Consider the following 7,746-nt stretch of genomic DNA (forward strand, 5'->3'; position numbering starts at 1 on the left):
CGGACCCGTGGCACCTCAAGGCCCGGCGCGCAGCGCTTCTCCCCGGACGAACTGGAACAACTCCTCGCGAACCTCGCGCGTGTCGAGCACGTTGTTGTGGTGCTTGCCCTCGAGGATGCGCACGGAGGCCTGGGGAAACAGCGTGCCCAGCTTCTGCCCCATGTCCACGGGGACGACCTGGTCCCGCGTCCCATGGACGATGAACACCGGCAGGTGGATTCCCGGCGCCTTGGACGCGGTGTCGAACCGGTCCTTCACCAGCAGCCGCGCGGGCACCCAGGGAAAGAGCCTCGCGCCCAGCTCCACGATGGAGGTGTAGGGCGTGATGAGCACCAGCCGCGTGCCTTGCCCCCGCCTCGCCATCTCCGCCGCCACCCCCGAGCCGATGGACTGCCCCTGCAACACCGTCCGCTCCCGGGGCACGCCCAGCTCCCGGTGCAGGTACTCCAGCGCGGCCTCGGACGCGGCGTAGATGCCCTGCTCCGAGGGCTCCTCCTTCCCCTTCGCCAGCCCATACCCCGGGTACTCCACCGCGAAAAACCCGAACCCCGCCTCCTGGTAGCGCTGCGCCAGCCACGCCTCGTGGGCGAGCTGCTCGCCGTTGCCGTGGAAGTGCACCACCGTGGGGACCTCGGGCGGCGCCGGGACGTGCAGCGCGTAGACCGTCGTGCCCTCCGGCCCCGGGATGCGAAGGAGCGCGGCTCCGGACAGTTGGGGCTCGAGCGCGCCCTCGGGCACCGGAAACACCAGGTGGCGCTGGTTGAAGTACAGCAGGGCGCACACGGCCAGGTAGCAGATGACGAGCGTCACCACGATCTTCACCATCACCCGCCTCACCCGGAGCCAGAAACGTCCCATGGGTGGGGTCCTTATCACGTGAGGCCCGCCCCTACACGCGCACCGAGGAGACGATCGGCTCCAACTGCTGCACCTTCACGTTCATCACCTTGCCCGTCTTCTCCAGGGTCCCCTGCCCCACCAGGAACAACGCGCCGTGGATGTCCTTGCGAAAGCGCGCATAGGCGTCCGGCGGCACCACGAGGTTGGCGATGCCCGTCTCGTCCTCGAGAGACAGGAAGCAGAACCCCTTGGCCGTGGGCGGCATCTGCCGGCAGATGAGCATCCCCCCCACCGCCACGCGGCTGCCCGTGCGCACCCGCTCCAGTCCCGCCGCCGTCACCGCCCCCCGCTTGCGCAGCGCGGGCCGCAACAGCTCCAACGGGTGCTTCTCCAGTGACACGCCCACGGTCTCGAAGTCGGTGCTCACCCGCTCCACCACGTTCATCCGGGGCAGCTCCACCGGCGTCCCATCCATCGCCATGCCGAAGAAGAGATCCGTCTCCTCCAGCGGGCCCAGCGCCTGGATCTCCCACAGCGAGTCGCGCCGCGAGCCACTGAGGCTCCCCAACGCGCCCGCCAGCGCCAGCCGCGCCAGCTCATGCCGGGGCGCGCGCGTGCGCCGCGCGAGGTCTCCAATGCTCGTGAAGCGCTGCCCCCGCCGCGCCGCGCCTATCCGCCGGCCCGCCGCCTCCTGGAGCCCGCGCACCATCCGCAATCCCAAGCGCAGCCCGCCCTCCTCCAGCGAGCAGTCCCAGTCCGAGTGGTTCACGTCCACTTCCAGCACCGGCACGCCGTGGCGCTGGGCGTCCGCCACCAGCGTGTGCGGGGCGTAGAAGCCCATGGGCTGCGAGTTCAACAACGCCGCGGTGAAGGCCGCCGGGTAGTGGCACTTGAGCCAGGACGACGCGTAGGCCAGCAGCGCGAAGCTCGCCGAGTGGCTCTCCGGAAAGCCGTAGTGCGCGAAGCCGCGGAACTGCTTGAACAGGGTGTCCACGTACTCGGGCGCGTACCCGCGCGCCACGCCACCGTCGACGAAGCGCTGGTGGAATGGCCCCAGCCGCTCCTCGGCGCGCTTGTGCGAGAGCGCCCGTCGCAACCCATCCGCCTCGGCCGCCGAGAAGCCGCCCACCGCCATGGCCAGCTTCATCGCCTGCTCCTGGAAGAGCGGCACCCCCAGCGTCTTCTGCAGAATCCTCCGCACGTCCTCCGAGGGGTACACCACCGGCTCGAGCCCCTCGCGCCGCCGCAGGTACGGGTGCACCATGTCCCCGACAATGGGACCCGGGCGGATGAGCGCGATCTCCACCACCAAGTCGTAGAAGCAGCGCGGCTTGAGCCTCGGCAGCATGTTCATCTGCGCCCGGCTCTCGATCTGGAACACGCCGATCGAGTCCGCGTTGGTCAACATCTCGTAGACCTTCGGGTCCTCCGCCGGAATGGTGGCCAGGGACAGGTCCCGGCCATGGTGCACCCGGATGAGCTCCAGGCATTTGGCCAGCGCCGTGAGCATCCCGAGCCCCAGCAAGTCCACCTTGAGGACGCCCACCGCCTCCAGGTCATCCTTCTCCCACTGCACCACCGTGCGGCCCTTCATCGCCGCGTTCTCCACGGGGATCATCTCCACCAGGGGCTCGCGGGTGATGACGAAGCCGCCCACGTGGATGGACAGGTGCCGCGGCGTGCCCTCGATCTCCCGGGCGAGCGCGAGCGTCTGCCGCACGCGCCGGTCCTCCTCGGACAGCCCCACCTCCTTGAGCAGCTCCGGGGACATCTCGCCGCCGTGCGAGCCCGCCACCTTGGCGAGCCGGTCCACCTGATCCAACGACAGCCCGAGCGCCTTGCCCACCTCGCGCAGCGCCAGCCGTCCCCGGTAGCAGATGACCTCGCACACCATGCCCGCGCGGTGCCGGCCATGCTTCTCGTAGACGTATTGCAGCACCTCCTCGCGCCGCTCGTGCTCGAAGTCCACGTCGATGTCCGGGGGCTCCTTGCGCTCCATGCTCAGGAAGCGCTCGAAGAGCAGCCCCATGCGCACCGGATCGATCGCCGTGACGCCCAGCGCGTAGCACACCGCCGAGTTGGCCGCGCTCCCGCGCCCCTGGCAGAGGATGCCCTTGGAGCGCGCGAAGCGGACGATGTCCCAGATGGCCAGGAAGTAGCCCGCGAAGTCCAGGGCCGCGATGAGCTTCAGCTCGTGTTCGATCTGCTTCACCACCTCGGGGGGCACGCCGGACGGGTAGCGCACCTGGAGCCCCTGGTACGTCAGCTCGCGCAGCCACGTGGACGTCGAGTGTCCCGGCGGGAGATCCTCCTCGGAGAAGTGGTAGCGCAATCCATCCAGCGTGGCGTGGCAGCGGCCCGCCAGCTCCACCGTGCGCTCCAGGGCTTCGGGACAGTCGGCGAACAGCCGGGCCATCTCCTCGGGCCCCTTGAGCGTGCGCTCCGCGTTGGGCAGGCGCCGCGTGCCGAGCTGTCCCAGCGTCGTCTTGTACCGGATGGCCGTGAGCACATCCTGCAGGGGCTGGCGGGCGCGGTGGTGCGTGTGCACGTCGTTGTGGGCGCACAGCGGCGCGCCGAGCTCCCGCGCGAGGAGGCGGGCCTGGGCCACGCGGGCCTCGTCCCCCGAGGACAGCGTGCGGCACACGCCCACGTAGAAACGGTTGGCGAAGGACTCGGCCAGCGGGGCCACCTGCGAGGTGGGCACCGGGTACGGGAGCATCGCCAGGAGCCCCTCGTTGCCCTCGGCCAGCTCGCGCCAGGGCAGGCCCGCCTCGCCCTTGGGGTGCAACATCCGGCTCTTGGAGATGAGCCGGCTGAGGTTCGCGTAGCCCCGCGCGTCCTGGGCGTACACCACCACCCGGGGGCCATCCATCAGCGTCAGCTCGCTGGCGAGCACGTACTTGAGGCCCGCGGCCCGCGCCGCCAGGTGCGCCTTCACCGCGCCATACAGCCCGTCCCCATCCGCCAGCGCCACCGCCGCCAGCCCCCGCTCGGCCGCCGCGAGGATCAACTCCTCGGGGTGCGAGGCGCCCCGGAGGAACGAGAAGTTCGATCGGCACAGCAGCTCGGCGTACACGCCCGCCACCCTACTGAGCAGCCGTTCAGGCGGAAGGTCCGCCCCAGTAGGTCCGGACAGGATACCCGGTGTGTCTCGTCACTTCGGAAGTGGGCCCGGTGGATCCGACTTCCGCTCCACGCATGTGCGTGGACTAGAGTGCCGGTGCCCATGAAGCTCCGCTCTCCCTGGCCTTCCGCCTGCCTGCGCGCCTTCCTCTGGTTGCTCCTCGCGTCAGGGTGCGCAACGACGCGGGTCGTGAACCTGGACATCGGGCAGGGAGCGCCCATCACCTACGAGCCTGTCGACTCCCGGCCGATCAAGATAGAGGGATCGGAGTTCAAGACCGCTGTCGCGCAGCTGGTGCTCGACATGAGGCTGAACCTGGGTCTCGAGGACTCGAAGCAGGGCGACCGACTCTCATTGCTCGCGTCTGCCAGCACCGGAGGGGTCGTCGACGGCGCTCACGGTCGCACGGTGCCCCCTTCCTCAGAGCGGATGTGCCAACAGCAGCGCGATCCGAATGGGTGCCTGAGCCTGCTCACAGGCGGAGCCATGAAGGATCCCTCGGAGCGGCGCATGATGGCGCTCTTCTTCGCCTTCGACACCGTCTGGGACGGGGTTGAGGATGCGGTGGGCGACCTGACGAATCCGGCCGCCCTTCGCGCAATGGTTGTATCAATGGTTGGAACCGCGCTCGTCATGCTCGTTGCACCCGAGCCCATCACGAAGCTCCTTGCGATTGGGCTGACGGCATCCCTGATCGCGTATCTCGGCACTGGCCCCGTGTGGAACCTCGGGCGGGGATTCCTGCGGCTCATGGAGGAAGCGAAGAACGCCCGCGACATCTCGGAGCTGGAGGATTCCGGGCACCGTTTCGGGAAGGTGCTTGGGGACAACGGTGCTCGTGTCCTGGTCATCGTCGCCTTGGCCGCGCTTGGCGGCGAGAACGCCATGGCCGCGCGGGGAGCGAAGATGCCGGGGTTCACTCGAGCGGCGTTGAGAGCGCAAACCGAAGGAGGCTTCCAGCTATCGGGGGCGCTGGCGGGCGAGGTGCAGTCCATCGCCCTTCCTTCCGCGTCGGTGCTGAACGTCGCGCTCGCTCCGACAGCTGTCGCGGCGGTTGCGATGGGGCCTGGAAGTGCCATTCAGGGAGATCCCGAGGGCAACATCCACCACATCTGCACGAACAAGAACGAGGTTTCCGAAGCATCGGGTGGCCCGTGGACACCGCAGTTCGAGAAGATCTTCGAGCTGGCCGGAATGAAGTTGAGCGACACCGCGAACCTGGTTCGGCTCAAGGGCCACAAGGGGCCACACCCAGCCGAGTACCACAAAGATGTGCTTGGACGGATTACCGAAGCAACAAAGGGCTGCCGGGGCACTGCGCAGTGCCAATCCGTGTTGGTTGACGCATTGGCGGAGATTGCCCGAGACCTCACAACCGCGGGCACCAGGCTTCGTCAACTAGTGCTGAAAAATCCCGAGGCATGACATCATGGAACGACGCTTCTTTGACTTGAGTATCGACGTCTATGTGCCAGGACGTTGGTATCTCGCGGAGCCGAGAAATCGCGATGGCCAGAAAATTGAAGACATCTGGCAGTTCATTGACGGAAGGAGGGTTGAGGATCCAGGTCCCCTACTCATCCCCATGTTCAGACCTGGGAAACCCATCGACATTGAATTCGCCGGGGCGGGTCAAACCCCCATTGTCAGCGCACCGGTGGCATCCGTGTTCCGCGAGCTGGCGTCCAGCGATGTTCAGCTCTTCCCGGTCGAGGTCCAGGGAACAGCCGAACCCTACTACCTGCTGAACGTGGCGCGAACCGTGCGGTGCATCGACGACTCGGCATGTGCGGAGGTGCGTCTCTGGACGCCGGAGAATCGTCAACCCGAGAAGGTTGGGCAATACCGTACGGTTTCCGGCCTGCGCATCGACAAATCGAAGGTGAGCGAGGAGCGTGTGTTCCGGCTCTGGGGCTGGAGTTCGCCCATCATCATTGATGAGGAAATCAAGAAAGCCCTGGAGCGAACCGGTTGCTTGGGTGGACGCTTCGACGAGGTCTGAATGGAGCGGCGCAGATTTTTTGACTTGTGGATCGACGTGTACGTTCCCGGCCGCTGGTATCTCGCAGAGCCTGCTACCTCGTCGGGAGAAGAGATAGAAGACCCGTGGATGTTCTCGGCAGGAAGACCCGTCGCGGCTCCAGGTCCCCTACGAATCCCCATCTTCAAGCCTGGCAAGCCGCTCGACATCGAGTTTGCCGGCGTGGGCAATACACCCATTGTCAACGAACGGGTAGCATCGGTGGTAACCGTTCACCGCATTGGCTTGGTTGAAGAGGAGCCAGGCACGAGGTGACTGCGGAAGTGGTGCTGGACAAGAGGACGTCTGGCGTGGTGTAGCCAGGGCATGGTGCAGGTGGATGCCCGAGACGTGCAGATAGCGCAGCTGGAGGAGGAGAATGCGCGGTTGCGCGAGGAGAATCGTCGGCTCAAGGAGAGGCTGGGGCTCAACTCGAGCAACTCCTCCAAGCCGCCCTCCTCGGACGCCCCCGGCACTCCGCGCCAGCACAAGAGGCCCACGGGCCGGCGAGCTGGAGGTCAACCCGGACACAAGAAGCATGAGCGGGTGCTGCTGCCGCCCGAGCAGGTGCAGCACGTGGTGGAGTTGGTGCCCAAGGAGTGCAAGGACTGTGGGCGCCGACTGGCGGGAAGAGATGTGGAGCCGCGACGGCATCAAGTGGTGGAGGTGCCGCCGCTGTCGGCCATTGTCACGGAGTATCGCAGCCACGCCTTGAAGTGTGGCGCGTGCGGCACGGTGACGCGAGAGCAGGTGCCCGCGCATGCCAGCAGTGCCTTCGGCGACAGACTGGGCGCGCTGGCCAGCCTGCTGGTAGGCAAGTACCGACTGTCCAAACGACTGGTGAAGGACGCGCTGTCGGACATGGTGGGGGTGAAACTGTCGGTGGGCAGTGTGGTGAATCTGGAAGGAGAAATGGCCGAGGCGCTCGCCCCCGCGGTGCACGAAGCCAGCGAGTACGTGAGGGAAAGCGAGAGGGTGCACGCGGATGAAACGGGGTGGGTGGAGGGGCGAGAAGAGGGCCGGGGCCAACGTGCCTGGCTGTGGCTGGTGGCCACGGCGCTGGTGGCTGTCTTCCACATCGCCCGAAGTCGCGGAGGCAAGGTGGCACGAGCCCTGCTGGGAGAGGACTTCGCGGGCATTCTGGTGAGTGACAGGTGGAGCGGGTACGAGTGGTACGACGCGGGCCTGCGCCAGGTGTGCTGGGCGCACCTCACCCGAGACTTCCAGGGCTTCATCGACCGGGGTGGCAAGGGAGGGCAGCTGGGCGAGGAGTTGATGCACCAGCGCAATCGCTTCTTCACGTGGTACCACCAGGTGAAAGAAGGCAGCCTGCCACGAGAGGACTTCGAGAAGAGGATGCCCGAGGTGGAGGGCGAAGTGGGCCAATTGCTGCGCCGGGCCGCGGTGTGCGCGGAGAAGAAGACGGCCGGCATGGCGCGGGAAATGTTGCGCTGGGAGAAGTGTCTGTGGACGTTTGTCGACGTGCCGGAGCTGGAGCCGACGAACAACTTCGGCGAGCGGTGCTTGCGGCACGCCGTCATGTACAGGAAGACATCCTTCGGAACGCAAGGCCCCGAGGGCAGCCGCTTCGTGGAGCGAATCCTCACCACCGTCACCACGCTCAAGCTGCAACGGCGTGGCGTGTTGGACTTCCTGACCGACACCCTCCAAGCACATCGACGTGGCCTTTCAACACCCTCGCTGCTCCCCACTCAGGCGTTGGTTCAGCTCTCCAACGCGGCCTGAGTCGGTGAACGGTTAC

At 66.9% G+C, this 7,746-nt stretch carries 6 protein-coding genes; 4 read left to right on the top strand and 2 right to left on the bottom strand.

The annotated features are described in order from the left end of the window. Positions 1-15: 15 nt before the first annotated feature. Entirely contained in the window at positions 16-858 is an 843-nt protein-coding gene (locus D187_RS34040) for an alpha/beta hydrolase (protein WP_002632600.1), read from the bottom strand. 31 nt (positions 859-889) lie between these two features. Then, positions 890-3,925 carry an error-prone DNA polymerase gene (locus D187_RS34045; RefSeq protein WP_002632601.1) on the bottom strand — a complete coding sequence of 1,012 codons (3,036 nt, stop codon included), beginning with the start codon at positions 3,923-3,925 and terminating at the stop codon, positions 890-892. 141 nt (positions 3,926-4,066) lie between these two features. Here D187_RS34045 and D187_RS34050 point away from each other — a divergent pair, with 141 nt between their 5' ends. From D187_RS34050 to tnpC, 4 genes are read left to right on the top strand one after another with little or no spacing between them, the layout of a single operon-like run. Further along, positions 4,067-5,389: an AHH domain-containing protein gene (locus tag D187_RS34050; protein WP_051256666.1), complete on the top strand. Its 1,323-nt coding sequence runs from the start codon at positions 4,067-4,069 to the stop codon at positions 5,387-5,389. 4 nt (positions 5,390-5,393) lie between these two features. Further along, positions 5,394-5,966, top strand: coding sequence for an imm11 family protein (locus D187_RS34055; RefSeq protein WP_043432763.1), 573 nt, complete (start codon positions 5,394-5,396; stop codon positions 5,964-5,966). Next, the gene (locus D187_RS55680; protein ID WP_155893787.1) at positions 5,967-6,260 is read left to right on the top strand and encodes a hypothetical protein; all 294 of its coding nucleotides are present in this window, start codon (positions 5,967-5,969) and stop codon (positions 6,258-6,260) included. A gap of 51 nt (positions 6,261-6,311) precedes the next feature. Beyond that, on the top strand, positions 6,312-7,730 hold the full coding sequence (gene tnpC, locus D187_RS34060; protein WP_020918467.1) for an IS66 family transposase: 1,419 nt from the start codon (positions 6,312-6,314) through the stop codon (positions 7,728-7,730). Positions 7,731-7,746 lie beyond the last annotated feature (16 nt).

Source organism: Cystobacter fuscus DSM 2262, from assembly GCF_000335475.2.
Lineage (GTDB): Bacteria > Myxococcota > Myxococcia > Myxococcales > Myxococcaceae > Cystobacter > Cystobacter fuscus.

Excerpts from the sequence above, each read along its gene's own strand:
- D187_RS34055 (WP_043432763.1), top strand. The coding sequence starts at position 5,394 with ATGGAACGACGCTTCTTTGACTTGAGTATCGACGTCTATGTGCCAGGA.
- D187_RS34040 (WP_002632600.1), bottom strand. The coding sequence starts at position 858 with ATGGGACGTTTCTGGCTCCGGGTGAGGCGGGTGATGGTGAAGATCGTG.
- D187_RS55680 (WP_155893787.1), top strand. The coding sequence starts at position 5,967 with ATGGAGCGGCGCAGATTTTTTGACTTGTGGATCGACGTGTACGTTCCC.
- D187_RS34050 (WP_051256666.1), top strand. The coding sequence starts at position 4,067 with ATGAAGCTCCGCTCTCCCTGGCCTTCCGCCTGCCTGCGCGCCTTCCTC.
- tnpC (WP_020918467.1), top strand. The coding sequence starts at position 6,312 with ATGGTGCAGGTGGATGCCCGAGACGTGCAGATAGCGCAGCTGGAGGAG.